Origin of the sequence: Serratia sp. CY55921 (assembly GCF_052167655.1) — a bacterium.
In the GTDB taxonomy this organism is placed as follows: Bacteria; Pseudomonadota; Gammaproteobacteria; order Enterobacterales; family Enterobacteriaceae; genus Serratia; species Serratia ureilytica.
Genome location: NZ_JBJNMU010000003.1, coordinates 287,057 through 312,163 on the forward strand (window position 1 = coordinate 287,057; position 25,107 = coordinate 312,163).

Consider the following 25,107-nt stretch of genomic DNA (forward strand, 5'->3'; position numbering starts at 1 on the left):
GGCGATGAGGATTTACGTTTCATTACATCGTAATAATGGCAAGGCTTTGATGCCGTTAACAAAAGCATCATCGGCATTATCCCACGCCGCTGCGCTGCGTTATGCTGCGGGCACCTCTCCCTGCATCAGGAATAACCATGAAAAAAATCATACTGGACTGTGACCCGGGGCATGACGACGCCATCGCCCTGCTGCTGGCCTGGGGCAATCCGCAAATCGACCTGCTGGCGGTCACCACCGTGGTGGGTAACCAGACGCTGGACAAAGTGACGCGCAACGCCCTCGCGGTGGCGCGCATCGCCAATATCACCGGCGTGCCCTTCGCCGCCGGCTGCCCGCGCCCGCTGGTGCGCAATATCGAAGTGGCACCCGACATTCACGGCGACTCCGGCCTCGATGGCCCGGTGCTGCCGGAGCCTCACCTGCAGCTGGACTCGCGCCACGCGGTGGATCTGATCATCGATACCGTGATGGCCCACCCGCCCGGCAGCGTGACGCTGGTGCCGACCGGCGGCCTGACCAATATCGCCATGGCGGTGCGTAAAGAGCCGCGCATTGCCGAGCGGGTCAAGGAAGTGGTGCTGATGGGCGGCGGCTATCATGTGGGCAACTGGAGCGCGGTGGCGGAGTTCAATATCAAAATCGATCCCGAGGCGGCGCACATCGTGTTCAATGAAAAATGGCCGCTGACCATGGTCGGGCTGGATCTCACCCACCAGGCGCTGGCCACGCCGGCAGTCTGCGAACGCATCGCCGCCCTCGGCACCCGGCCGGCCGCCTTCGTCGGCGAACTGCTGGCATTCTTTGGCCATATGTATCAGCAGGCGCAGGGCTTCAGCGCCCCGCCGGTGCACGATCCTTGCGCAGTGGCCTATGTGATCGATCCGAGCGTTATGTCGGTGCGCAAAGTGCCGGTGGATATCGAGCTGACCGGCACCCTGACGTTGGGCATGACGGTCGCGGACTTCCGCGCGCCGCCGCCGCCGGACTGCCACACCCAGGTCGCGGTCAAACTGGATCAGGATAAATTCTGGGATCTGGTGGTGGATGCGCTGGAGCGGATCGGCGACGTGGAGTAAGCGCACAAGAGACGAGATTAACGCGCTTGGGCAGGCGCGTTAGTCTGTATTCTGCCGCGGCAACGGGGAGGCTCAAGTCATAACCGCTTTTATTTCCAATGCAGCAGAACAATCCTAATAATAAATTATTTCATGAAAATTTAAAAAAACAGATAAAGACAGGAAGAATCTTAATAAAATTAAAACCATGAAAATCACATTGAATTTAAAAATCAGCAATGGAAAACGATGAAGTAAATCTCCACCGTCACGCCGCCATTGACGGCATCAATTAAACAAGCAGATACCTCTTTTATTCTTCACACTGCCTGCCAATCTAGGCCGTTGCCGGGATACCCCACGATATCCACACACGCAAGAACCACAAACAACCCATTGATTTTAATTAATAAAAACAACATTAGGATTAAAAATTGACTGAATCACAATAGATTTGAGAAAATAGCGCGTCTGTTTTTGCAAACAACAAAAATGCCTTTTGCGAGTGAAAAATACGGCTTAACCTTTCTTTGGGCAAACAGCCTCGCGCATTCTCAGGGCAAACATTATTTATCGCTTTACCATAAAGACGGTTTAAATTTCCCGTGAGACATTTTCGATTTCAACATTACACGCATTTCAACACCAGGATAAAGGATAGGGAATAATCAAAGCATGCATTTAATAAACGCTATCAGGCCTTGGCAGGTTAACCATGGCCGATAAATCTCCCGCTAACGCAGCGACCATCGCCGTGCTGCCCCTGCTGCTGATCTGGATGGCGGCGGTCCTGCCGGTCTATCATCCCAACATGGGCGGCGACGGTCTGGCGCTGCCGCAAAACATTCTGGCCTGGGGCGTCATGGCGCTCACTACGCTGATCGTGACGTTTACCGTTTGCCTGGGTCGCATCCACCTTTCGCTCACGCCCACCGCGCGCCTGTTGCTGCTCGGCATCGCCGTGCTGGCGCTGCCGTTGCTGTATACCCGCCCCGAATGGCGCGAAGACGCCCTGTGGCGCTGCGCCGGTTTGCTCGGCGGTTGGTTGTTCTATGTCGCCTGCCTGCAGCTGCGCGTCACCGCACGGCAGCGCGAGCTGCTGCTGTTCGGCCTGTTGTTTGCCGTCGGCATTCAGGCGTTGTTGGCGGCTTTACAGCTGTTCGCCCCCGCGCTGGCCTGGGTATCCCCTAACGGCGGCCGGGTCTACGGCGTCTTTCAGCAGCCGAACGTGCTGGGCAGCTTTATCGCCACCGGGCTGGCTTTGGCGCTCTGGCTGCTGCTGGCTCCCTTCTCTGCGCCGACACGGCGGCAAATCCCGCTGCTCGCCCTGCTGGCCGCTTTCTCCGCCCTGCTGGTGCTGATCCAGTCGCGCGCCGCCTGGTTGGGGGCCGCATTGGCGGCGGCGCTGCTGCTGTGGCGCTTTGCCCGCCAACGCCCGGCCGCAAGCCGCTGGGCCGGCGGCGCGCTGCTGCTGGGCGCCGCGATCGGTCTGACGGTGCTGTTCACCGGTTTTGGTCTGGATGGCCGCGCTGGCCTGATCGGACGGGAGCTTTCCAACAGCGCGCGCCTGACCATGCTGCACGACGTCGGCGCCATGATCCTGGCCAAGCCGCTGCTGGGCTGGGGCTACGGCGGCTTTGAATACAGCTTCGCGCACTTCCGCCTGCAGACAATGCCCTGGAGAGAAGTGCTGGAAGTCGCCGGGCATCCGCACAATGAAATCCTGCTGTGGTGGGTCGAGGGCGGCCTGACGGCGCTGGCGGGTATCGCTATCGTCCTTGCCGCCGGCGTACGGCTGCTGAAAAGCGCCTGGCAACGGGATCGAGAACAGCAGAACGGCGCGCGCGTCGGCCTGTTCCTGGTGCTGCTGCCGATGCTGATACACACTCAGCTGGAATACCCTTTCTATCTGTCTGCGCCGCACTGGCTGGCGTTTCTGCTGCTGCTGGCGCTGCTGGACGGCCAAACCGGCGAGCCCCGCCCGCTGCCGTTCGCCAAAGCCCTGAGCCTGCCGGTGGCGCTTGCGGCGCTCGGCGTGCTGGTGATGGCGGCCTTCGCCTGGCAAGGGCGCATGGCGCTCACTCAGTCGGAGCGCACTATGCTGGCCAACATCGACAGCATCGAGCAGATGCCGCCGCCGGCCGCCTGGATCTACCTGGAGCGCAAAACCTTCGACGAGCAATCTCACGCGCTGCTGGTCTATAACCAAACGCGCGATGATGCCCTGTTGACCGGCTATCGGCAGTGGGCCAATGCCTATCTGCAGCGCCGCATCGACGCCAACGTCTACGCCACGCTGATCATGATCTTGCACTATCAGGGGGATCAAGCACAAGCCGATGCTCGCCAACGGGAAGCCGCTTTTCTGTTTGCGCGGGATGCGCGGTTCAGGTAGGGACAACGAGGTGAGAGCGATGCTTCACCGCTCTCACCTGCGTCATTTTATGTAGCAAAATTAACGCGGCAAAATCGCGCACTCTTTATCCAGCAGCGACTCTACCGAAGCGCGGTTGCCGACGTCCCAGCCGCGCTTCGAGGCCAGCAAAATAAACCCCCGTTGGCCGCCAAACGTAGTGGGCACTAACGCCACGCCATATTCCGCCATCTGCGGCGGCGACAGATGGAAATAATCCGCCAGATCCTTAATCGGGTAAACGCCCATCGCGGTTGGCTGCATCACGCGGCGCGCGTAGTAGGTGTGGCGCAACAGCTTATCCGGCAAGGGCCGCCATTGTTCCTGTATGTAGGGGCGTTCCGCCTGCAATTGACGCCGCACGTCCTCACGCAGACAGGTCAGGTGAATGTGCAATTGGTTTTGGCTGCGGCCGTATGCGGAGTTGATCGCCATGCCCAACATATCATCCGGCACCGGCCCGCCATATTCGGCGGCCAGCCGATAACGCATCAGCCAGGCATAGCCAAAATAGTCCGTCCGTTCCCCGGCCAGCATCTGTGGGCTTTCGATGCCGGAGAGCGGCGCCGTCGGAACCAGAATAAAATGATAGGGGTAACGCGGATTTTGCAGCACGCTAAAGCCCTGGGCCTTCCCCTGCGGCATATAAATCTGCTCACAGGGCGCCGGATCGCGCTTTTGCTGATAATTGGCCATGCAAAGCTTATCGACCACGCCCCACAGCGCATCGGAGCGGGCGCAGCCCGTCAGGGACAGGACGCCCAGCGCCAGCAGCCAACGCCGGGCGGGTATAGCCAGACGCGTCATCATCGTATTGCTCTGTTTTTTCGCCACGTCAATTTTATTCCATTATATCGTGCAGGCTACGGCGTCCTGCCGCGCTTAGCGTTACGAATGCGAGAAAGGCCGCAAAATGGAGCATGATTGAGGGGCCAACGCGTGGCCCCTGGAGGAAAAATTACGCCGTGCCGCCGACGGTGAGCGTGTCCAGTTTCAGCGTCGGTTGGCCGACGCCCACCGGCACGCTCTGGCCTTCTTTGCCGCACACGCCCACGCCTTTATCGAGCGCCAGATCGTTGCCGACCATCGAGATCTGCTGCATCGCCTCGATGCCGGAGCCGATCAGCGTCGCCCCCTTCACCGGTTTAGTGATGCGGCCCTTCTCGATCAGATAGGCTTCGGTGGTGGAGAACACGAACTTGCCGGAGGTGATATCCACCTGGCCGCCGCCAAAGTTCGGCGCGTACAGGCCGTACTCAACGCTGGCGATGATCTCTTCCGGCGTCGATTTACCCGCCAGCATGTAGGTGTTGGTCATGCGCGGCATCGGCAGATGCGCGTAGGACTCGCGGCGGCCGTTGCCGGTCGGCGCGACGCCCATCAGGCGCGCGTTGAGCTTGTCCTGCATGTAGCCTTTCAGCACGCCGTTTTCGATCAGCACGTTGTACTGGCCCGGCACGCCTTCGTCGTCGATCGCCAGCGAACCGCGGCGCCCTTGCAGGGTGCCGTCGTCCACCACGGTACACAGCTCAGACGCCACCCGCTCGCCCATATGGCCGCTGAACACCGAGGTGCCGCGCCGGTTGAAGTCGCCTTCCAGGCCATGGCCCACCGCTTCGTGCAGCAGCACGCCCGGCCAGCCGGCACCCAACACCACCGGCATATTGCCGGCCGGCGCCGCTACCGCGCCGAGGTTGACCAGCGCCATGCGCACCGCTTCTTTAGCGTAAGCGTCGGCGCGCACGTCGCCGTCGACGGTTTCCAGGAAGTAGTCATAGCCGAAACGGCCGCCGCCGCCGCTGGAGCCGCGCTCACGCTTGCCGTCCTGCTCCACCAGCACGCTGACGGAAAGGCGCACCAGCGGGCGAACGTCCGCCGCCAGCGTGCCGTCGGTGGCGGCCACCAACACCTGCTCGTAAACGCCGGTGATGCTGGCGTTCACTTCCTGCACCCGCGCATCGGCGGCGCGCGCCACCTTGTCGACGCGGTGCAACAGGGCGATTTTCTCTTCGCGCGGCAGGCTTTGCAGCGGATCGAGCAGCGGGTACAGCGCTCGATAACCGATTTCGCCCAGGGTATGCGCCCGCCCGTCGCCCTGCTCGCGCACGATGCTGCGCGCCGCCTGGGCGCTCTGCTGCAGCGCATTCAGAGTGATCTGATCGGCATAGGCGAACCCGGTCTTCTCACCGCTGACGGCGCGCACGCCGACGCCCTGGTCGATATTGTAAGAGCCATCCTTGATGATGCCGTCCTCGATCACCCAGGCTTCGTGATAGCTGGACTGAAAATAGAGATCGGCGTAGTCGATACGGCGTTCTGCCAGTTGACCCAGTACCGAGTACAGGTCTTGATGACTCAGCTTGTTGGTAGCGAGTAACTGCTCACTGACAAACGTCAGACTCATAATGGTTTCACTCTTGATTGGAGGATAACTTGTCAGACGGCGCCGTCAGCGACGTCTGGAATCGGTTGTGCTGCAGCACCGGCATCTGCGCACGAATATTTTTCAGGCTTGCGGCGTCCACGCGCACCTTCAGTGCCGCCACGGCGTCCGGGTTCTCGGCCAGTACCTTGCCCCAGCCGTCGACGGCCAGCGTGTGGCCCCAGGTGCGACGGGTCGGCCCGTGGCGCCCCACCTGCGCCGGCGCCAGGATCATGCACTGGTTCTCGATCGCTCGGGCGCGCAGCAGGATTTCCCAATGCGCCTCGCCGGTTACCCGCGTAAAGGCCGCCGGCACCGAAATCAGTTCGGCGCCCTGCGCCCGCAGCGCCTGGAACAGCGCGGGGAAGCGCAGATCGTAGCATATGGTCATGCCCAAACGCCCGACCGGCGTATCCACCACCGTCAGGTGCTGCCCATGCTGGTAGGTATCCGACTCGCGGTAATGGCCGTGCGCGTCGTTGATGTCCACATCGAACATGTGCAGTTTGTCGTAGCGGGCGCGGATCTCGCCCTGCTCGTCGAACAACAGGCTGCTAGTGGTGATAAGCTCCGGGTTCTCACGGCTGACGAGCGGCATCGAGCCCACCAGCAACCACACGCCATAGCGGCGCGCCAGTTCGCGCACCGCATTCTGCAGCGGGCCATCGCCCTGTTTTTCCGCCTGTTGGCGGTAGGCTGCGGAGTTGGCGAACAGCAGCGCGTTCTCCGGCGTCATGACCAGTTTTACCCCGGCATTGAGCTGCTTAATCTGCTGTTCAATCTGGGCCAGGTTATCGCGCACCTGATCGCCACTGCACAACTGCAACAACGCAACGTTAGCATTCCTCATGACGCCTTATCCTCCTTTGACTTACGCTGTACCTCATTGATCTTCGGCTGGTCGAGATCGCCGCCGATATGGTAGCGAATCAGCGAAATCTTGCTCCACAGCGGCCCCAGCACCTGCGAAGCGGCGAACACCGCCGCGCCGACGATCGGGTTAACGACAAACGCCGTGGCCACGCCGACGGTCGCTGAAATCGCCGGCGCCACCACCGCTTCCATATCGATGCGGCGGCGCGCCAAATCGATCTGGCCGCTCATAGCGATATCCGCCGCCAAGCCGTCGATCAATAGATTATCAGTATGCATTATGCCATCTTTCAGCCAGGCGGTACTGCGGATGGAATCAAAGTAGAAGCCTTTGCCGAAGGTATCGCTGAAGTCGAACTGCAGCTTGCGCAGCAAAGCGTCGAAGCTGACCAGCCGCAGCAGCTGACCGGCGCGGCCGCCGCCCATGCTGTCGATCTCGCCCTTGCCCATTTTGACCTGCAACGCGCCGCTCAGCGTATCGACCCGCGGCTGCCACGGCGTGCCATGCCAGTACAGATCGAAATCCACGTCGTAAGGCGCTCCCTTGAGCGGAATGGTGATGCCAAAGAAGGCGGCGGTTTCATCAATCTTGCCGCCGAGCAGCTTGCCTTTCAGCGAGCTGCGCTCTTCTTGCGCGTTTTGTTTCCACAGGCCGGTGGCGGTCATGCGCCCTTGGCCGGTATCGACCAGGCCGTGATCCAGCGTCAGAGTATCGCCCCGATTAGTCAGATCCGCCTCGACCTTGCCGAGGTTCTGCCCCAGTACCCAGCACGACTTGCAGCGCAACATCAGCGAAGGCCAGTCGCGGAAGGAAACTTTTTCGGTCGACGGCGGCGGCGTGCCCGCCGCGCTTTTCGTCTCTGCGAACTGCGGGTTGTAATACAGATAATTGATATCGGCGCGCCACGGCCCGCGATCGGCCACCCGCAGGCTGCCGTCCACTTCGTCGCTCTTGGCGCTCACGAGGGTAGCGCCAAGCTGTTTCTCGGCCGACAGCGTCAGCTTATGCCAGGCCTGGCCGCCCAACAGCAACTGCGGCGTGGTCAGCGCCACGGTGGTGGGGAAGCTGAAACCGCCCACCTGGCCGCTGCCGCCGCCCTGTTTCAGCGCCGGCGCGAGCAGCGCCAGCCACTGCTCACCGTCCAACGCCGGCAGATTCAGCGTCATCGACTTGCCGGCCGGCAGCGGCGGCGTGCCGCCCCCGTTGGTTTGCCAGGCGGCGCGCGCCAGATTCACCTGTTTTTTATCGAAGTTCCATTCACTGTTGAAACGGTTCTGTTTGCCCGCGCTACCGGTCAACATGAAGCCGTTCAAACCGCCTTTGACCTTGACGTTCACCGGCAGCGCCTCTCCTGGCGCCTTGTCCAGCGGCGAAGGTAAGTGACTGCTCACTTTCTTCAAATCCGCGTCGAGACCGATATCGTAGCTGGCCGAACCTTGGTGCGGCAGCGTGATGGCCACCTGGCTCTGCCAGGGCGCGCTGCCGCTGAGCGCATCGGCGGCCTCTTTCGGCAGGCCGGGGAACTTGCCCGGCTGCCAGTCTCCTTTCAGACCAACGTTGACCTTGTAGTCACGCTCGCCTTCCTGCGTAGTGAAGTTGACCGCCACCGGTTGCCCGAACCAGTTGGCCGACAGGGTGTCGCTCTCCAGATTGCCGTTGTTGAAACGGAATTTGCCGCTGAGCTTCTGCAGCTCGCTTTCCAGCGGTTTTATCAGCAACGAATTATTGTTCAGCGCCACTTCACCGGTGGCTTTGACCTGCTCGCCGTCCAGCGGGATATCCAGATGTAAGCGCCCACTGACATCGCCGCCAATTTGCAGCTGCTCCAGTGCCGCCCCCAGCGAATCGTGCAACGGCGTCTGCATAAAGTAGTCATGCACATCGCTGCCCGCGCCTGCGACTTCGGCGTCGATCAGCAATCGCTCTTTCAGGTAATCCGGGATCACCGCGCTGATATTTTTACCCGCCACCTTGCCCAACCGGGTTTGCGGCGCATGCATCCACAGCCCCTCGTTGGCGAAATCGAGATCGATCGCCAAATCGGTCAGCGCCGGCCAGCCCGGTTGGAACTGGAAGGTGGCATGGCGCAGCGGTACGAAGACTTCGAACTGCCCTTCGTTTTTGCGATACGGGAAGTGCTGCGGATCGCCGGAATAAATCAGCGTGGCGTTATCCACCTGGCCGCCCTGAATGGCGCCGCTCAGGTAGTCCACCAGATGCTTGCCCATCAACGGTTCCGGGAAATAGCGCCAGGCGTCGGCGCCGTCATACAGGCGGATGCCCGCCAGGATGTTCAGCCACGGATCGCCCTTGGCCGGCTGCTGATAACGGAAATCGCCGTTGACCCACAGCGACTTCGCCTTGACGTCCAGCCCCTGGCTCGCCAGTTCCCAGCCCTGATCGTTGTAACGCCAGGTCAGCGCGCCACGCGCGCGGCTGACTTCAAGCGGCGCTCGGAACATGTCGCCGTAAGGCAGGGTGCTGTCGGTAAGCCCCAGCGTCAGGCGGCCGTTCTCCACCCCGCCGCTCAACGCCCCGGAGAAGTGGTTAACGCCCGGCAGCAGTTCCCAACGCTGCCAGCTGACATCGCGCCACAGCGCCTGGAAACGGCTCTTTTCCGGCTGCTTGAGCGGAATGTCCAGCGCCAGCGCTTCCAATTGCCCCTGCGGCTGCAGATCGTTCCAGCGGTCGAGCACGTCCGGGCTGAGGAACGAGAAGGTCGGCAACAGCGCCGACAGACGCTCCAGCTGAATATCAGTCGCGCGCACACGCAGTTCTTCATTCTGCGCCGGCCCCATGAATTCGGTGTTTTCCGGCAGCCACAGCGCGGAAAGCCCGCCCTGCGGCCAGGCCTGGCCGTCGGTGCTCAAACGCAGTTGCGGCACGTCGAGCTGCCAACCGGTGCCCTGGCGGCGCAGCGACAGCGCCAGATTATCCACGTCCAGCCGGTGCTGCGCGGCGCCGGTGTCCCAGTTGGCCGCCCCCTGCTTGAGCAACGCATTGCCGCCGGCGATCTGGCCGTTCTGCACCTGCAGCCAGGCCGCCAGGCTGAAGTCGGCGCTTTCCAGCCCGGTGTTGGCGCGCAGCCAGCGGGTAAACCAGGGTTTCATGTCGATGTTATCGGCCTGCAGGTAGACCGTGCCGGTATCCAGCAGGCCCTGATTATCGCGCAGGTCCATGCGCAGCTGCACCACGCCGTGTTGGCCGTTCAGCGTAGACAGACTGATCTGCCCCTCGGCGCGGTGGCGATCGCGGCCGTTGAGCCAGGTCAGCTGGGGAATGTCAAATTCGGCGCGCGCGCCGGCGGGCGTCAGGAACGAGATACGGCTGTCGCGCAAATCGAAATGATCGAGCTGGCGCAGCATCAGATCGCTGATCTTGCCCGGCTCAAGGCCTTCGCCCTGCTGGTCGCCGCCCAGCGTGGCGTTCAAGTCGAGGCGGAATTGGTAGAAGGTCAGATCGCGGAACTGCCAGCGCCAGTGCAGCAGCGACTGCCACACGTCCAACGCCAGCGTCACGCGCTCGATATGCACATCGCTTTTGGGCAGCGTAGCGCTCAGGTTGCGCATTTCAAGCTGCGGGCCGAACGTTTCCCAGCTGCCCTGCACGAAATCCATCCGCACGGGCACGCCGGACAGCTTCTCCACCTGCGCCAGCAGTTGCGGGCGGTAGTCGTTCAGCTTCGGCAGCATCAGGCGCAGCCCGCTGATCAGCAGCGCCACAATCACAATTAGGGTGGCGCCTGTTGCTAACAGAATCCCAGGCAGTCGCCTCACGCAGTTCTCCTTGCTCCGCTGCCTGGCAACGGGAATATCTATGCACTGACGGGCCCGGCGTGCCGGGCCCCTACCGATGTCGGGCGGGCTACATCATGACGACGTCGAACTGCTCCTGGCTGTACAACGGTTCGATCTGCACCTTCACCTGTTTGCCGACGAAAATCTCCACTTCGGCCAGCGCGTGCGACTCTTCGCTCTTCAGCGCTTCGCCGACCGCCGCGGAGGCGTACACCAGGAAGCGATCGGAATCGTAGGCGTGATGCACGCGCACAATTTCGCGCAGGATCTCGTAGCACACGGTTTCCACCGTTTTCACGGTGCCGCGCCCATTGCAAGTAGGACAATCGTGACAGAGCACATGTTCAATGCTTTCACGCGTTCGTTTACGCGTCATTTCAACTAAGCCTAGCTGAGAGAAGCCGTTGATCGTGGTTTTTACCCGATCTTTACTCAACGCCTGCTCCAGCGAGTGCAGCACCCGGCGGCGATGCTCTTCGTTGTTCATATCGATGAAGTCGATAATGATGATGCCGCCCAGGTTGCGCAGCCGCAGCTGGCGGGCAATGGCCTGCGTCGCCTCGATGTTGGTATTGAAGATGGTTTCATCGAGGTTGCGGTGGCCGACGAAGGCGCCGGTGTTGATGTCGACGGTGGTCATCGCCTCGGTCTGATCGATGATCAGATAGCCGCCGGACTTCAGCTCCACCTTACGCTCCAGCGCGCGCTGGATCTCGTTTTCCACATCGTACAGATCGAAAATCGGTTGGCTGCCGGTGTACAGCTCCAGCTTGCGGGTGATGTCCGGGATATACTCGCCGGTAAACTCCACCAGCAGATCGTGCGTCAACCGCGAATCGACGCGAATGCGATCCAGGGCCGCGCCGGCGAAGTCGCGCAGGATGCGCTGCGCCAGCGCCAGCTCGCCGTACAGCTTGTATTTGGTCTGGTTGCGCTTCTTGCGCTCCATCACCTTGGTCCACAGGCGTTTGAGGAACGCAGCGTCCTGCGCCAGCTCCTCCTCGCCGATGCCCTCCGCCGCGGTGCGGATGATAAAACCGCCCAGCTCGTCGCAGTGCGGCGCAACGATGGACTTCAGGCGTTCGCGCTCGGCTTCGCTTTCAATGCGCTGCGACACGCCGACGTGCGCCGCGCCCGGCATGAAGACCAGATAGCGCGAAGGCAGCGTAATGTCGGTAGTCAGACGCGCGCCCTTGGTGCCGAGCGGATCTTTCACCACCTGCACCATCAGGTCTTGCCCCTGGCGCACCAGCTCGGCGATGTCGCGCACGTGGAAGTTTTTCCGCTCGTCGCCGGCGACGCATTCGGTATGCGGCATGATGTCGGAGGCGTGCAGGAAGGCGGCCTTGTCCAGGCCGATGTCGACGAACGCCGCCTGCATCCCCGGCAGGACGCGGCTGACGCGCCCTTTATAGATATTGCCGACGATGCCGCGTTTGGATTCGCGTTCGATATGAATCTCTTGCAGAATGCCGCCATCGATATAGGCGACCCGCGTTTCAGACGGTGTGATATTAACCAGTAGCTCAGCTGTCATGCCTTCTCCTCAGAGCCGGTCGATAATGGCAGCGCCCATCAACCGGTTCTTACATCACGTAATGCGACAAAATTACTGAGCAGCTCATGTGTTTCGACCAGTGGCAGACCGACCACCGCGTGATAACTCCCGGTTATCGTTCTGACGAAACAACCACCCTTTCCTTGAATGCCGTAGGCGCCCGCTTTATCCATCGGTTCGCCCGTAGCAATATAGTCGCGGATATCCTGTTGCGACAGGCTGCGGAACGTCACGTCGGTCACCACCAGCTGGCAACGCACGTCTTGGCGATCGGCGATCGCCACCGCCGTCATCACCTGATGCTGTTTGCCCGACAGGGCCGCCAGCATCTGTGCCGCATGGGCTTCGTCGCGCGGCTTCTCCAGCACCCGGCCGTTGAGCACCACGATGGTGTCGGCGCCCAGCACCGGCCGATCTTCCTGCGCCAGCGCCACGCCCGCTTTGGCCTTGTCCTGCGCCAGGCGGCGCACATAGGCTTCTGCGGCTTCGCCTTCCCGGCGCTGCTCTTCGGTATGCGTCAACAGGATGTCGAACGATACGCCCAGCAGGGTCAGCAGTTCACGTCGACGTGGGGAGCCGGAGGCCAGATAAAGCGAAGTCATTGAGATACCCTTACTGTACGGCGAACTGACGGCGGATTTTGCGCATCAACAGGAATAACCACGGCCACAAAATGCCGTTTACCACACTACTCCAGAACACCTCTGGGCGGAAAGAGACGTTGATCACTAAAAACTCAGCCCAGAACACCACCACGTCCATCGACAGCGACAGCAGCACGACGATCAGCGCCTGTTGCCACAGCGCCATATTGCGGAACAGTTGGAATTTGAACGCCACCAGGTAGGCGATGATGCCCAGCGCCAGCGCGCGCACGCCCAGCGTGGAGCCGAGGATCAGATCCATGATCAACCCCAGCACGAAGCCGGTGCCGACGTTGACCCGGTGCGGCAAGGCCATCACCCAGTAGATCAGGATCAACACCAGCCAGGAAGGCCGGAACATGTAGATTTGCTCCGGCCACGGCATGATTTGCAGCACCAACGCCACCAGGAACGACAGCCAGATTATCCAGCGCCCGTGGCTGCGGTAGCTGTTCATTGCACCACTCCCGCCGCAGCAGGCTGAGCTTGAGGCTGGACAGACGCCGGAGCGGCGGTTTGCGGCGCCACGCCGGTAGCCGGAGCCGGCAACTGAGGCCCGACCGAACCGGCAGGCGGCAGCACCTGCGGCATCATCTGCATCAGGCGTTCATTGGCCACGCGGTGCACTTCGTCCGGCGGCAGCGGCATGTCGCCGTTGCGATCGGCGCCCCACAGCAGCAGCAGGTAGCGCAAGCGCTGCAGACCGGCGGTCGGCCGTGCCTGAATCACAGTGTAAGCGCGTTGATTGTCGACCTTGACCGAAGAGACTACCGCCACCGGATACCCTTCCGGGAAACGGCCGCCGAGGCCGGAGGTCACCAGCACGTCGCCAACGCGGATATCGGTATTGTTCGGCAGGTGTTCCAGCTGCAGATCGTCGGCGCAGCCGCTGCCTGCGGCGATCACCCGAATATCGTTGCGCAGCACCTGAATCGGCAACGCGTGCGAGGCATCGCAGATCAGCAGCACGCGGCTGGTCACCTTCGCCACCGCCACGACCTGGCCAACTACGCCCTTGTCACTGATCACCGGCTGGCCTTCATAGACGCCGTTGTCCGACCCTTTGTCGATAACGACCTGGTCGCTGTACGGATCGGAACCGGTGGAGATCACCTGGGTGACCATCTTGTGTTCGTCCTGGCGCAGCGGGGAACCCAGCAGCTCGCGCAAGCGGGCGTTTTCCTGCTTGAATTGGCCAAGAAGAAGAATATCGCTGTTTTTCAGCAGCAGTTCCTGCCGCAGAGCTCGGTTTTCCAGCTCCAGCTGTTGGCGGGTGGCCAGCGTTTCCGACACGCTGTCCAAAACTTTACGCGGCCCGTTGGCCAGAAAATAGAAAGGGCTGACTGCGGTGTCCATGTAGTTACGTATCTTCACGAACGTGCCGAGCCGGCTGTCGGCAACGATCAGGCCAATGGCCGCGATCACCGCCAAAAAAAGTCGCAGTTGCAGGGAAGGCCCCCTGCTAAAAATCGGCTTCATAAATTATGCGAGTTCCTCGACAACAGAAAGAGGAACCGTACCCGATTTTCGCTGTGCGCATTCATCCGATACGATTCCTCCTTCCAGGGGCTGACTATTCTTCGCTGAACAAATCGCCGCCGTGCATGTCGATCATTTCCAACGCCTTGCCGCCGCCGCGCGCCACGCAGGTCAGCGGATCTTCCGCCACCACGACCGGGATGCCGGTTTCTTCCATCAGCAGGCGATCGAGGTTGCGCAGCAACGCGCCGCCGCCGGTCAAGACCATGCCGCGTTCGGAAATGTCGGAGGCCAATTCTGGCGGGCACTGCTCCAGCGCAACCATCACCGCGCTGACGATGCCGGTCAGCGGCTCTTGCAGGGCTTCGAGGATTTCATTGGAGTTCAGGGTAAAGCCGCGCGGTACGCCTTCAGCCAGGTTACGGCCGCGCACTTCGATTTCGCGCACTTCGTCGCCCGGATAGGCAGAACCGATTTCGTGCTTGATGCGCTCTGCAGTGGCTTCGCCGATCAGCGAGCCATAGTTGCGGCGCACATAATTGATGATGGCTTCATCGAAACGGTCACCGCCGATGCGCACGGAAGAGGAGTACACCACGCCGTTCAGCGAGATCACCGCCACTTCAGTGGTACCGCCACCGATATCCACCACCATGGAGCCGGTCGCTTCGGAAACCGGCAAGCCTGCACCGATCGCCGCCGCCATCGGCTCTTCAATCAGGAACACTTCACGCGCGCCGGCCCCTTGGGCGGACTCGCGGATAGCGCGGCGTTCAACCTGGGTTGCGCCGACCGGCACACAGACCAGCACGCGCGGGCTTGGGCGCATAAAGCTGTTGCTGTGAACCTGTTTGATAAAGTGCTGCAGCATTTTTTCGGTCACGAAGAAGTCGGCGATCACGCCGTCTTTCATCGGGCGAATAGCCGCGATGTTGCCGGGGGTGCGGCCCAGCATCTGTTTGGCGTCATGACCGACGGCCGCTACGCTCTTTGGGGAGCCGGCACGATCCTGGCGAATGGCAACCACCGAAGGTTCATTCAGTACGATGCCTTGCCCTTTAACATAAATCAGGGTATTGGCGGTACCCAAGTCGATGGACAAGTCGTTGGAAAACATGCCACGAAATTTCTTAAACATAACGAAAGGATAATCCTGCAAGCTGGGGGCGGAAAATAAAATCCGCCTACTTTACCAACCACACGAAGCAGCGACAAGGCGCAAAAACGTTCTACTTCGGTGAAAAATAGTCTGTATTGTTTCTGCTCGAATGCACGGAAATTGGATGAGGCCTGAATTCCCTGAACAAAGGCTCAGTTTACCACCCTGTCAACGCACGAAACGGCGTAACACAGCTCATAAAATCTAACATATTCCCTGATTGCCGCCGGTGGTAAGCACCTACCAACGTCAACCAGATAAAGGCAGACAAGAGCCTATCTCAAATAGGCGTTGTTGTCGCAGGCAGTTTGGAAAAAACTCCAAAAAGACGGTAACGAGGCCCAGATGGATCCGGTCCTCATTCTACGTCAATTTTTGTCCGTCAATCAGCTTAAACACGATAACGACGTGAATATTTTTTACGCCCCATGTCGATCGGTTCCGGCGACGCGAAAAAGTCGCCCTGCCCGCCATGGATCCCACGCTCTTTCAGCGTCTGCCATTCATTGCGCGTACGTACGCTGGCAGCGAACACCTGAGCGCGCGTGCCCGCGCAGGCGCCGGTCAGGCTCTGCACGAACAGCTGGTTTTCGTCCCGCTTATCGATACTCCGCACCAACCCCGGGTGGAGCTTGACGATCTCCACCTGCAACGACTTGATATAGGACGTACTGACCACGGTTAACCCCGCTTTGGACACCGCCAGGCGGCAACCCAGCCCTGACAGCAACCTCAGCACCGGACGCAAACGGTCGATATGTTGACACACATCTGCCTCCGCAAGTTCAATCAGAATTCGTCGACGCTGACTTTTTTCGCACTGCAACAGCATATCGCGCAACCAGCGCTGGAAAGAGCGCTGCAAAATCGAGTCCACGCACAGCGGGAACGCCAGCGTTTCTTCAGGCCACTGCGCCAGCAACGGGATGATGCGGCTCACCTGTTGGCGATCGTAACTCTCCGCCAACCCCAATTGCTCCACCAGCGGCATATATTCCGCCGGCAGCAATTCCTGGGCGCCGTCATAAATTCGGCTCATGATCTCACGGTGGTGCACCTCGCCTTCCACGGTCACCGCCGGTTTCTGATACAGCCGCGGGCCGCCGCGCGCCAGCACCTGTTCCAGCAGCGTGCGCCACTTGACGCTGCCGCGCCCCTTTTCCGGCACCTGGCTGTCGTACACGTACCAACCGTTTTCGCCCTGCAGCGTGGCGTGCCGCGTCGCCTGCTCCGCGTAATCGATCACCTGCTCCGTGGTCTGGCCGCTGCGGTACGCCACGATGCCGATGTGCAGGAAAGCCTCACGGTCGATCATCGCCGTGGAAGGCAAGGCATCGATGGCGTTGACCAGCTGTGAGGCGATGCCGTCGGCCTCCTTCAGCGTGCGATGCGGCAGCAAGACGGTAAAATCGCTGTGAAAATAGCGCGCCAGCAGCGCCGACGGATAGCGCATCACGAAGGTAGACAGCAGATTGACCAGCGAATACATCAGCTCCTGCACCGCCACGCTGCCGTGCGTGTCGCGCAGGGTCTCGAAATCGGGCAGCCGCACCATCATCACGATGCCGTGCGAGCCTTCCTCTTCCAGCTGAGTGGTCAATTGGTTATCGAAGAACAGGCGATTGTTCAGCCCGGTTTTGGCGTCCTGCGCCGCGAAGGCGCGGATCAGCGTATCGACCCGGCTGCGCTCCTCCCGGGCTTCCGCCAGATCGGCCAGCAGGCGGTCGAGCGCCCCGCTGACGTTGGCCGGCCATTCGCGCACGTCGCCCTGCATGACGTTTTCGCGCTCGCCGTTCAGAATGCGCCGCGCGCGGCGCTCCAGACGATCCTCGCCGTCGGCCTGTTCACGCAGCCAGCGCAGGCTGAACAGCAAAATCACCACCATAACGACGATCGACAGCGTGACGGCGGCCGTGGATTGCAACGTGCGCACATCGCTGGCGAAGGGATCGAGGTAGGTGATTTGCAGCATACTGCCCGGGTGCTGCAACAGCGGCCGCGAGACCTGACGATAGCCGTTCAGCGCATCCCAGGGCTCTTTTTTCGCCGTCGGCAATTTATAGTCGAGGAGCTTGCTGGCGCCGGCCTCTACGCGGATCGACACAATGCCGAGCGGGCGCATGACAATCGGCAACCATTTCTCCTGATCGCGCGGCGACTCGCGCAACATGGCTTGATCGAGAGACGTGACCAGCGAATCAAAGCGACGCTCCTGGCGATCCTGGGTAACGTAAAAGAAGCTGTATGAGCATCCCATCAGCATCAAAAACATCGCCAGCGCGACCAACAGAGTGATCAATGCAGAGAGTTTGGTGGTAAATCGCATCCCTGTGCCTTGTCCGCTATGGTTAAGTGAGTGTTCACCCTTTAGCTAAAAGGGGCCGTCCAACCCTAACAAGCCTTGCTGAGGAATTAAACCTGCAAGCGCCGTTTTTGTCCTTTATCAGGACTTGGGCCGCTTATTATGCATATAGTCAAATAAATGTGATTCAGCCATTGATAGAAAAGTGTAAACGAGAGGAAGAGTGACATGCGTGCACTGTTATTGGAACAACAAGACGACCAAACTCTGGCTCATATCAAAGATATCGGCAGCGATCGGTTGCCGGAAGGCGATGTTACCGTCGACATCAACTGGTCCAGCCTGAACTACAAGGATGCGCTGGCGATCACCGGGAAAGGCAAGATCGTGCGTCATTTCCCGATGGTGCCGGGCATCGACTTCGCCGGCACCGTGCGCCACAGCGGTGACGCTCGCTTTAAAGAGGGGCAAAGCGTGGTGCTCACCGGTTGGGGCGTGGGTGAACACCACTGGGGGGGCCTGGCCGAGCAGGCTCGCGTCTCCGGCGAGTGGCTGGTGCCGCTGCCGAACGGCCTGGATGAGCGCAAGGCGATGATCATCGGCACCGCCGGCTTTACCGCCATGCTGTGCGTGATGGCGCTGGAGGAAGGCGGGGTACACCCGGACGACGGCGATATCCTGGTTACCGGCGCCAGCGGCGGCGTGGGCAGCACCGCCATCGCCCTGCTGGCGGCGCTGGGGTACCGGGTGACCGCCATCAGCGGCCGCGACAGCAATACCGACTACCTGAAAGCGCTCGGCGCCAAAGAGGTGATGTCGCGCGATGGCTATATCGACACGCCGCGTCCGCTGGAGAAACAGCTGTGGGCCGGCGCGGTGGACACCGTCGGCGACAAACTGCTGGCCCGGGTGCTGGCGCAGATGAACTATAACGGCACCGTCGCCGCCTGCGGCCTGGCCGGCGGCTATCAGTTGCCGACCACCGTGATGCCGTTCATTCTGCGTAATGTGCGCCTGCAAGGGGTGGATTCGGTGCATACGCCGCTGCATCGCCGCCAAACCGCCTGGGAACGGCTGGCCGGCATTCTGCCGGACAGTTTCTATCAGCAAGCCACGCACGAAATCACCCTCGAACAGGCGCCGGCCACCGCCGCCGCGCTGCTGAACAACCAAATCACCGGCCGCACTCTGGTGAAAATCCGCTGACGGACTCCCCCCGGCGACGGGGGGCTCACCGGCGTCTGCGAAATTTCATATTTTCCCGTGTCCCCTCGCTTCCGGCCGGCTTTAGCGCCATGCTTATTTCATGGAGCCCCGTTAACCGCTTGCGGGCGGCGGGCATCAGTCGCGGAGAACATAAGCATGAACAAACACCCCAAATTGACCGAGGCCGACGTCACGCCGGAGAGCGTATTCCATCAGCGGCGCAAAGTGCTGCAGGCGCTCGGCATCACCGCCGCCACGCTGGCGCTGCCTACCGGCGCACAGGCGGACCTGCTGTCGTGGTTCAAAGGCAACGATCGTCCCAAAGCGCCGCCGGGCAAAGCGCTGGAATTCAGCAAACCGGCCGCCTGGCAGGCGCAGCTGGCGATGACGCCGGAAGACAAGGTCACCGGCTACAACAACTTCTATGAGTTCGGCCTCGACAAGGCCGATCCGGCCGCCAACGCCGGCGGGCTGAAGACCGAAGGCTGGAAAGTGCGCATCGACGGCGAAGTGGCGAAGCCGATAACGCTGGATATCGACGATCTGATGAAGCGTTTCCCGCTGGAGCAGCGCATTTATCGCATGCGCTGCGTCGAGGCCTGGTCGATGGTGGTGCCGTGGATCGGTTTCGAGCTGGGCAAGCTTCTCAAGCTGGCCGAGCCGAACGGCAACGCGCGCTACGTGGCCTTCCAGACGCTGTACGATCCGGAACAGATGCCCGGCCAGAAAGATCGCTTTATCGGCGGCGGCCTGAAATATCCCTACGTCGAAGGGCTGCGGCTGGACGAGGCGATGCATCCGCTGGCGCTGCTGACCGTCGGCGTGTACGGCAAAACCCTGCCGCCGCAAAACGGCGCGCCGCTGCGGTTGATTACGCCGTGGAAATACGGCTTCAAAGGCATCAAGTCGATCGTGCATATCCGTTTGGTGCGCGATCAGCCGCCGACCACCTGGAACCAATCTGCGCCGAACGAGTACGGTTTTTACGCCAACGTGAATCCGCACGTCGATCATCCGCGCTGGTCGCAGGCCACCGAGCGTTTCATCGGCGCCGGCGGCATACTCGACGTCAAACGCCAACCGACTCTGCTGTTTAACGGCTATGCCGATCAGGTGGCGTCGCTGTATCACGGCATGGACCTGCGGGAGAATTTCTAAGTGCGCCTGACGCCTGTTCATATCAAATGGCTGAAAGCCGCCCTGCATCTGGTGGCGTTTTTGCCCTTTCTCTGGCTGGTGTTGGCGGTGGATCAGGGCTGGTTCAGCGCCGATCCGTCCAAGGACATTCAGCATTTTACCGGCAGAATGACGCTGAAACTGCTGCTGGCCACGCTGGCTATCGCCCCGCTGGCGCGCTACGCCCGGCAGCCGCTGCTGATCCGCTGCCGCCGCCTGGTCGGGCTGTGGTGCTTTGCCTGGGGCACGTTGCACCTGATAAGCTACTCTACGCTGGAACTGGGGCTGAGCAATCTCGGCCTGCTGGGCAGCGAGCTGGTGAACCGCCCGTATCTGACGCTCGGCATCCTCACCTGGTTGATCCTGCTGGCGCTGGCGGCCACCTCGACACTGTGGGCGATGCGCAAACTGGGCGCCAAATGGCAAACGTTGCACAACTTCGTCTATCTGGCGGCGATCCTCGCGCCCATCCACTATCTGTGGTCGGTCAAAACGTTTTCCCCCCAGCCGTTCATTTACGCGCTGTTGGCGGTGGCGCTGTTGGGCCTGCGTTACAAGAAATTCCGCGCCTGGTGGCGCTGAATCGCGCGGCGGCGCGTGGGATTGCCGCTGAAAAACGCGCGCCGCCGGCGGGAACTTTTTTTGTGTTCCAGCGCTCATATTCCTGTCACGGCTCCCCGAGTTCGTCGATTTGGGGTTGAATATCTTCGCTGATAAGACCAGTATTTAGCTGCGAATTGCTACGATATCGTTATAATGCCCGACCTTGTTTCTGTTCTCAGGGTGAATTTGCCCCTTAACAGGTGACAAATCGGTAACATCGGGTTATTTTCTACGATGATGGTTTTATTGCCGGAGATACCAGCACAATGGCGGATAAGTTTCACATTTTGCTTCTGAACGGCCCCAATCTCAATCTGCTGGGGACGCGTGAGCCGGAGAAGTACGGCAGCACGACGCTGACAGAGATTGTTAACGGATTGGAAAACCAGGCATCCGCATTGGATATTACCCTGAGCCATCTGCAGTCCAACGCCGAGCATCAGCTGATCGATCGCATCCATCAGGCGCGCGGCAATACCGATTTCATTCTGATAAATCCGGCGGCGTTCACGCATACCAGCGTGGCGCTGCGCGATGCGTTGCTGGCGGTGCAGATCCCGTTCATCGAGATCCACCTGTCCAACGTGCACGCCCGCGAACCTTTCCGCCATCACTCTTATCTCTCAGACGTAGCGGTAGGCGTGATTTGCGGCCTCGGCGCGGATGGCTACGCTTTCGCTTTACAGGCAGCGGTTAACCGTCTGTCGAAAACCCACTAATTGCTCCACAAAAAGAGTACGGAATCACACTCATGGATATTCGTAAAATCAAGAAACTGATCGAACTGGTTGAAGAATCAGGCATTTCTGAACTGGAAATCTCTGAAGGCGAAGAATCGGTTCGCATCAGCCGTGCCGCACCGGCGCAGGCTTATCCCGTCATGCAGCAGGCCTACGCGATGCCGGCACAGCAGCAGCCAGCCCTGGCTAACGCCGTTGCCACCGCGCCTGCGGCAGAAACCCCTGCAGCACCGGCGGCCGTGAGTGGCCACGTCGTTCGTTCCCCAATGGTAGGCACCTTCTACCGCACCCCAAGCCCGGACGCGAAAGCCTTCGTGGAAGTGGGCCAGAAAGTGAACGCCGGCGATACCCTGTGCATCGTTGAAGCCATGAAAATGATGAACCAGATCGAAGCGGACAAGTCCGGCGTCGTGAAAGCCATCCTGGTGGAAAACGGCCAGCCGGTCGAATATGACGAGCCGCTGGTCGTCATCGAATAACGAGGCGCCCCCATGCTTGATAAAATTGTTATCGCCAACCGCGGCGAGATCGCGCTTCGCATCCTGCGTGCCTGTAAAGAACTGGGCATCAAGACCGTTGCGGTTCACTCCGCGGCCGACCGCGATCTGAAACACGTTCTGCTGGCCGACGAGACCGTCTGCATCGGTCCTGCGCCATCGGTAAAAAGCTATCTGAACATCCCGGCCATCATCTCGGCGGCGGAAATCACCGGCGCAGTGGCGATCCACCCGGGCTACGGCTTCCTGTCCGAGAACGCCGACTTCGCCGAGCAGGTTGAACGCTCCGGTTTCATCTTTATCGGCCCGAAAGCCGAAACCATCCGCCTGATGGGCGACAAGGTTTCCGCGATCAACGCCATGAAAAAAGCCGGCGTGCCCTGCGTACCGGGCTCCGACGGCCCGCTGACCGATGACATGGATAAAAACCGTGCCTTCGCCAAGCGCATCGGTTATCCGGTGATCATCAAGGCCTCCGGCGGCGGCGGCGGCCGCGGCATGCGCGTCGTGCGCAGCGACAAAGACCTGGAGCAGTCCATCAACATGACGAAAGCGGAAGCCAAAGCGGCTTTCAACAACGACATGGTGTACATGGAAAAATACCTGGAGAATCCGCGTCACATCGAGATTCAGGTATTGGCCGACGGCCAGGGCAACGCCATCTATCTGGCCGAGCGCGACTGCTCCATGCAGCGTCGCCACCAGAAAGTGGTCGAAGAAGCGCCGGCGCCGGGCATCACCAGCGAAATGCGCCGCTATATCGGCGAGCGCTGCTCGAAAGCCTGTGTGGAAATCGGCTATCGCGGTGCGGGCACCTTCGAGTTCCTGTATGAAAACGGCGAGTTCTATTTCATCGAAATGAACACCCGTATTCAGGTAGAGCACCCGGTTACCGAAATGATCACCGGCGTGGATCTGATCAAAGAGCAGCTGCGCATCGCTGCCGGTCAGCCGCTGTCGATCAAACAGGAAGAAGTGAAGATCCACGGCCATGCGGTAGAATGCCGTATCAACGCCGAAGATCCGAACACCTTCCTGCCGAGCCCGGGCAAGATCACCCGCTTCCACGCGCCAGGCGGTTTCGGCGTGCGTTGGGAATCTCATATCTACGCCGGTTATACCGTACCGCCGTACTATGACTCCATGATCGGCAAACTGATCACCTACGGCGAAAACCGTGACGTGGCGATTGCCCGCATGAAAAACGCCCTGGCTGAACTGATCATCGACGGCATCAAAACCAACGTTGAGCTGCAGCAGAAGATCATGAACGACGAAAACTTCCAGCACGGTGGCACCAACATCCACTATCTGGAGAAGAAGCTGGGTCTGCAGGAAACCTAAGCAGGCACGCAGCATCGTCTGACGAAAGGCCGGTTAATCACCGGCCTTTTTCTTTGGCGCTGACGCCAGTAACGGCTTGGCAAAACGCCGTCATGCCGTAAAATTCCCTACCTTTGATGAATCCATCACCGTAAACCTATGGGAGACACGGATGGACAAACGCTTTATTCAGGCGCACCGCGAAGCGCGCTGGGCGCTGGGGCTGACGCTGCTCTACCTGCTGGCCTGGGGGTTGGCGGCCTACCTGCCGGACAGCGCCATCGGCGTCACCGGCCTGCCGCACTGGTTCGAAATGGCCTGTCTTCTGGTGCCGCTGCTGTTCATCGGCCTGTGCTGGCTGATGGTGCGCACGGTGTTCCGCGACATTTCGCTGGAGGACAGCGATGCAAACTGAAGTGATCCTGCCGCTGGTCGCCTACCTGTTGCTGGTGTTCGGCCTGTCGGTGTATGCCTATCGCCGCCGTCAGAACGGAAATTTCCTCAGCGAATACTTCCTCGGCAACCGCTCGATGGGCGGCTTTGTGCTGGCGATGACCCTGACCGCCACCTACATCAGCGCCAGTTCGTTTATCGGCGGGCCCGGCGCCGCCTACAAATACGGCCTGGGCTGGGTACTGCTGGCGATGATCCAACTGCCGGCGGTGTGGCTGTCGCTCGGCGTGCTGGGCAAGAAATTCGCCATCCTGGCGCGGCGCTACAACGCCATTACCCTCAATGACATGCTGTATGGCCGCTACCAAAGCCGCCTGTTGGTGTGGCTGGCCAGCCTCAGCCTGCTGGTGGCGTTCCTCGGCGCCATGACGGTGCAGTTCATCGGCGGCGCCCGCCTGTTGGAGACCGCCGCCGGCATTCCTTATGACACCGGCCTGCTGATCTTCGGCATCAGCATCGCGCTGTACACTGCCTTCGGCGGCTTCCGCGCCAGCGTGTTGAACGACGCCATGCAGGGGCTGGTGATGCTGCTTGGCACCGTGCTGCTGCTGGTGGCAGTGATCCATGCCGCCGGCGGACTGGACAGCGCAGTAAGCAAACTGCAGCAGATCGATCCGGCGCTGGTGTCGCCGCAGGGCGGCGATCAGATCCTCAGCCTGCCGTTTATGGCGTCATTCTGGATCCTGGTGTGCTTTGGGGTGATCGGCCTGCCCCACACCGCCGTGCGCTGCATCTCCTACAAGGACAGCAAGGCGGTGCATCGCGGCATTCTGCTCGGCACCGTAGTGGTGGCGGTGCTGATGTTCGGCATGCACCTGGCCGGCGCGCTCGGCCGCGCGGTATTGCCCGATCTCAAGATCCCCGATCAGGTGATCCCAACGCTGATGATCACCGTGCTGCCGCCGTACGCCGCCGGGATCTTTTTGGCGGCGCCGATGGCGGCGATCATGTCGACCATCAACGCCCAACTGCTGCAATCCTCCGCCACCATCATCAAGGATCTCTACCTGGGCGTGCGGCCGCAGCAGATCCACAACGAGCGATTGATCAAGCGCTTCTCCAGCCTGACCACGCTGATCCTCGGTCTGCTGGTGCTGCTGGCGGCCTGGCGGCCGCCTGAGATGATCATCTGGCTCAACCTGCTGGCTTTCGGCGGGCTGGAGGCGGTCTTCCTGTGGCCGCTGGTGCTGGGCCTGTATTGGGAACGCGCCAATGCACAGGGAGCGCTTAGCTCAATGGTGTCGGGTGCGGTATGCTATACGCTATTGGCCAGCTTCAACCTGCAACCGGCGGGGCTGCACCCTATCGTGCCTTCGCTGTTGCTCAGCCTGTTGGCGTTTTATCTCGGTAACGTCGTCGGCGAAAAGCGCCGGGCGGCGTCATCATTACCCTCTTGAAGAGAA

The 25,107-nt window shown here is 60.7% G+C and carries 20 protein-coding genes; 10 read left to right on the forward strand and 10 right to left on the reverse strand.

Features of this window, described 5'->3' with window-relative positions:
• The first annotated feature begins 137 nt into the window (after positions 1 to 137).
• On the forward strand, positions 138 to 1,079 hold the full coding sequence (gene uriH, locus ACJ8M3_RS17895) for a uridine-preferring nucleoside hydrolase UriH (RefSeq protein ID WP_069100226.1): 942 nt from the start codon (positions 138 to 140) through the stop codon (positions 1,077 to 1,079).
• Positions 1,080 to 1,773: 694 nt separating this feature from the next.
• A complete protein-coding gene (locus ACJ8M3_RS17900) occupies positions 1,774 to 3,453 on the forward strand; it encodes a PglL family O-oligosaccharyltransferase (protein ID WP_089197497.1) in 1,680 nt (559 codons plus the stop codon).
• A gap of 60 nt (positions 3,454 to 3,513) precedes the next feature.
• Here ACJ8M3_RS17900 and ACJ8M3_RS17905 read toward each other — a convergent pair whose 3' ends face one another.
• The 10 genes from ACJ8M3_RS17905 to csrD form a co-directional block, all read right to left on the reverse strand.
• A complete protein-coding gene (locus ACJ8M3_RS17905) occupies positions 3,514 to 4,278 on the reverse strand; it encodes a CDP-diacylglycerol diphosphatase (RefSeq protein WP_069100234.1) in 765 nt (254 codons plus the stop codon).
• A 151-nt stretch (positions 4,279 to 4,429) separates the two neighbouring features.
• On the reverse strand, positions 4,430 to 5,875 hold the full coding sequence (gene tldD, locus ACJ8M3_RS17910) for a metalloprotease TldD (protein ID WP_033651236.1): 1,446 nt from the start codon (positions 5,873 to 5,875) through the stop codon (positions 4,430 to 4,432).
• Positions 5,876 to 5,882: 7 nt separating this feature from the next.
• Positions 5,883 to 6,743 (reverse strand): deaminated glutathione amidase, encoded by an 861-nt coding sequence (nit1, locus tag ACJ8M3_RS17915; RefSeq protein WP_033644455.1) that lies wholly within the window; start codon positions 6,741 to 6,743, stop codon positions 5,883 to 5,885.
• Positions 6,740 to 10,543 (reverse strand): AsmA2 domain-containing protein YhdP, encoded by a 3,804-nt coding sequence (gene yhdP, locus ACJ8M3_RS17920; RefSeq protein ID WP_047573545.1) that lies wholly within the window; start codon positions 10,541 to 10,543, stop codon positions 6,740 to 6,742. The genes nit1 and yhdP overlap by 4 nt, the downstream gene beginning before the upstream one ends.
• Positions 10,544 to 10,631: 88 nt before the next feature.
• Complete coding sequence (gene rng / locus ACJ8M3_RS17925; RefSeq protein ID WP_019453170.1) at positions 10,632 to 12,101, reverse strand: ribonuclease G; 1,470 nt, start codon at positions 12,099 to 12,101, stop codon at positions 10,632 to 10,634.
• Between the two features lie 38 nt (positions 12,102 to 12,139).
• Positions 12,140 to 12,724 carry a Maf family protein gene (locus ACJ8M3_RS17930; protein ID WP_033644452.1) on the reverse strand — a complete coding sequence of 195 codons (585 nt, stop codon included), beginning with the start codon at positions 12,722 to 12,724 and terminating at the stop codon, positions 12,140 to 12,142.
• A gap of 10 nt (positions 12,725 to 12,734) precedes the next feature.
• Positions 12,735 to 13,223 (reverse strand): rod shape-determining protein MreD, encoded by a 489-nt coding sequence (mreD, locus tag ACJ8M3_RS17935; RefSeq protein WP_004936918.1) that lies wholly within the window; start codon positions 13,221 to 13,223, stop codon positions 12,735 to 12,737.
• Entirely contained in the window at positions 13,220 to 14,245 is a 1,026-nt protein-coding gene (gene mreC, locus ACJ8M3_RS17940; protein ID WP_060424614.1) for a rod shape-determining protein MreC, read from the reverse strand. Before mreC ends, mreD begins: the two co-directional genes overlap by 4 nt.
• A 94-nt stretch (positions 14,246 to 14,339) precedes the next feature.
• Positions 14,340 to 15,383, reverse strand: a complete 1,044-nt coding sequence (mreB, locus tag ACJ8M3_RS17945) for a rod shape-determining protein MreB (RefSeq protein WP_003855260.1) — start codon at positions 15,381 to 15,383, stop codon at positions 14,340 to 14,342.
• A gap of 412 nt (positions 15,384 to 15,795) precedes the next feature.
• Positions 15,796 to 17,730 carry an RNase E specificity factor CsrD gene (gene csrD, locus ACJ8M3_RS17950; RefSeq protein ID WP_089197498.1) on the reverse strand — a complete coding sequence of 645 codons (1,935 nt, stop codon included), beginning with the start codon at positions 17,728 to 17,730 and terminating at the stop codon, positions 15,796 to 15,798.
• 204 nt (positions 17,731 to 17,934) lie between these two features.
• Between csrD and acuI the strand changes: the two genes are divergently transcribed.
• The 8 genes from acuI (at position 17,935) to panF (ending at position 25,101) form a co-directional block, all read left to right on the forward strand.
• Positions 17,935 to 18,912 carry an acrylyl-CoA reductase (NADPH) gene (gene acuI, locus ACJ8M3_RS17955; RefSeq protein ID WP_033644448.1) on the forward strand — a complete coding sequence of 326 codons (978 nt, stop codon included), beginning with the start codon at positions 17,935 to 17,937 and terminating at the stop codon, positions 18,910 to 18,912.
• Positions 18,913 to 19,068: 156 nt separating this feature from the next.
• On the forward strand, positions 19,069 to 20,070 hold the full coding sequence (gene msrP / locus ACJ8M3_RS17960) for a protein-methionine-sulfoxide reductase catalytic subunit MsrP (RefSeq protein ID WP_033651234.1): 1,002 nt from the start codon (positions 19,069 to 19,071) through the stop codon (positions 20,068 to 20,070).
• Entirely contained in the window at positions 20,071 to 20,670 is a 600-nt protein-coding gene (gene msrQ / locus ACJ8M3_RS17965) for a protein-methionine-sulfoxide reductase heme-binding subunit MsrQ (RefSeq protein ID WP_089197499.1), read from the forward strand.
• Between the two features lie 287 nt (positions 20,671 to 20,957).
• Positions 20,958 to 21,410, forward strand: a complete 453-nt coding sequence (gene aroQ / locus ACJ8M3_RS17970) for a type II 3-dehydroquinate dehydratase (protein WP_004936891.1) — start codon at positions 20,958 to 20,960, stop codon at positions 21,408 to 21,410.
• 32 nt (positions 21,411 to 21,442) lie between these two features.
• Complete coding sequence (gene accB, locus ACJ8M3_RS17975) at positions 21,443 to 21,910, forward strand: acetyl-CoA carboxylase biotin carboxyl carrier protein (protein WP_033636178.1); 468 nt, start codon at positions 21,443 to 21,445, stop codon at positions 21,908 to 21,910.
• Positions 21,911 to 21,922: 12 nt separating this feature from the next.
• On the forward strand, positions 21,923 to 23,272 hold the full coding sequence (accC, locus tag ACJ8M3_RS17980) for an acetyl-CoA carboxylase biotin carboxylase subunit (RefSeq protein ID WP_033651233.1): 1,350 nt from the start codon (positions 21,923 to 21,925) through the stop codon (positions 23,270 to 23,272).
• Between the two features lie 151 nt (positions 23,273 to 23,423).
• Complete coding sequence (locus ACJ8M3_RS17985) at positions 23,424 to 23,666, forward strand: YhdT family protein (protein ID WP_033644445.1); 243 nt, start codon at positions 23,424 to 23,426, stop codon at positions 23,664 to 23,666.
• A complete protein-coding gene (panF, locus tag ACJ8M3_RS17990; RefSeq protein ID WP_004936863.1) occupies positions 23,656 to 25,101 on the forward strand; it encodes a sodium/pantothenate symporter in 1,446 nt (481 codons plus the stop codon). The genes ACJ8M3_RS17985 and panF overlap by 11 nt, the downstream gene beginning before the upstream one ends.
• Positions 25,102 to 25,107 lie beyond the last annotated feature (6 nt).

Excerpts from the sequence above, each read along its gene's own strand:
- ACJ8M3_RS17905 (WP_069100234.1), bottom strand. The coding sequence starts at position 4,278 with ATGACGCGTCTGGCTATACCCGCCCGGCGTTGGCTGCTGGCGCTGGGC.
- acuI (WP_033644448.1), top strand. The coding sequence starts at position 17,935 with ATGCGTGCACTGTTATTGGAACAACAAGACGACCAAACTCTGGCTCAT.
- ACJ8M3_RS17985 (WP_033644445.1), top strand. The coding sequence starts at position 23,424 with ATGGACAAACGCTTTATTCAGGCGCACCGCGAAGCGCGCTGGGCGCTG.
- msrP (WP_033651234.1), top strand. The coding sequence starts at position 19,069 with ATGAACAAACACCCCAAATTGACCGAGGCCGACGTCACGCCGGAGAGC.
- rng (WP_019453170.1), bottom strand. The coding sequence starts at position 12,101 with ATGACAGCTGAGCTACTGGTTAATATCACACCGTCTGAAACGCGGGTC.
- ACJ8M3_RS17900 (WP_089197497.1), top strand. The coding sequence starts at position 1,774 with ATGGCCGATAAATCTCCCGCTAACGCAGCGACCATCGCCGTGCTGCCC.
- nit1 (WP_033644455.1), bottom strand. The coding sequence starts at position 6,743 with ATGAGGAATGCTAACGTTGCGTTGTTGCAGTTGTGCAGTGGCGATCAG.
- accC (WP_033651233.1), top strand. The coding sequence starts at position 21,923 with ATGCTTGATAAAATTGTTATCGCCAACCGCGGCGAGATCGCGCTTCGC.
- csrD (WP_089197498.1), bottom strand. The coding sequence starts at position 17,730 with ATGCGATTTACCACCAAACTCTCTGCATTGATCACTCTGTTGGTCGCG.
- aroQ (WP_004936891.1), top strand. The coding sequence starts at position 20,958 with ATGGCGGATAAGTTTCACATTTTGCTTCTGAACGGCCCCAATCTCAAT.
- mreC (WP_060424614.1), bottom strand. The coding sequence starts at position 14,245 with ATGAAGCCGATTTTTAGCAGGGGGCCTTCCCTGCAACTGCGACTTTTT.
- mreD (WP_004936918.1), bottom strand. The coding sequence starts at position 13,223 with ATGAACAGCTACCGCAGCCACGGGCGCTGGATAATCTGGCTGTCGTTC.
- panF (WP_004936863.1), top strand. The coding sequence starts at position 23,656 with ATGCAAACTGAAGTGATCCTGCCGCTGGTCGCCTACCTGTTGCTGGTG.
- accB (WP_033636178.1), top strand. The coding sequence starts at position 21,443 with ATGGATATTCGTAAAATCAAGAAACTGATCGAACTGGTTGAAGAATCA.
- tldD (WP_033651236.1), bottom strand. The coding sequence starts at position 5,875 with ATGAGTCTGACGTTTGTCAGTGAGCAGTTACTCGCTACCAACAAGCTG.
- mreB (WP_003855260.1), bottom strand. The coding sequence starts at position 15,383 with ATGTTTAAGAAATTTCGTGGCATGTTTTCCAACGACTTGTCCATCGAC.
- uriH (WP_069100226.1), top strand. The coding sequence starts at position 138 with ATGAAAAAAATCATACTGGACTGTGACCCGGGGCATGACGACGCCATC.
- ACJ8M3_RS17930 (WP_033644452.1), bottom strand. The coding sequence starts at position 12,724 with ATGACTTCGCTTTATCTGGCCTCCGGCTCCCCACGTCGACGTGAACTG.